Below are 586 nucleotides of genomic sequence, written 5' to 3'. Positions count from 1 at the left end.
CTGCCTAAAACGGTAAAAGCATCGAACCAACTACCTACATTCTGTTCACCAGCCAAAAGCGGTAACATAGCCAACATCGGTATGACGGCGATATCTTGAAAAAGCAGCACAGCAAAACCAGACTGGCCCGTTTCGGTGCCATTGAGGCCTTGCTCTTCAATCACTTTGAGTGCAATAGCCGTAGAGGAAAGGGCGAGCCCCATGCCGATGACCAAACTCACCTGCATACTCAAGCCAAACAAACTGACAATGCTACCAATAACCGCCGTCGTCACCACAACTTGCGCGCCGCCAAGACCTAAAATCGGCCCTCGCATTTGCCATAATTTTTTCGGGTTCAATTCCAAGCCAATTAAGAACAGCAGTAACACCACCCCGAGCTCGGCAAAATGCAGAATCGCATCGACATCGCTAATCAGGCGTAATCCCCAAGGGCCAATCAATACCCCTGCCAACAAATAGCCAAGCACCGAACCTAAGCCAAATCGCTGCGCCAAAGGAACAGCAATCACCGCCGCCGACAGAAACACGACACTGCTTTGTAGAAACTCACTGGTTATCGCCATGCTGACCTCCTTGGTGCTCT

Annotated in this window: 1 protein-coding gene; it reads right to left on the bottom strand. The window is 50.5% G+C overall.

The genetic code is table 11. The features are described from left to right. Positions 1–566 (bottom strand): cation:proton antiporter (locus tag R7040_RS28335; protein WP_318097867.1); only part of this gene is annotated, 566 nt, incomplete at its 3' end. Positions 567–586 lie beyond the last annotated feature (20 nt).

The organism is Vibrio sp. 1069 (genome assembly GCF_033340555.1).
The sequence above is the reverse complement of the archived record's forward strand: the minus strand, read 5'-3'. Positions and strand labels throughout refer to the sequence as shown.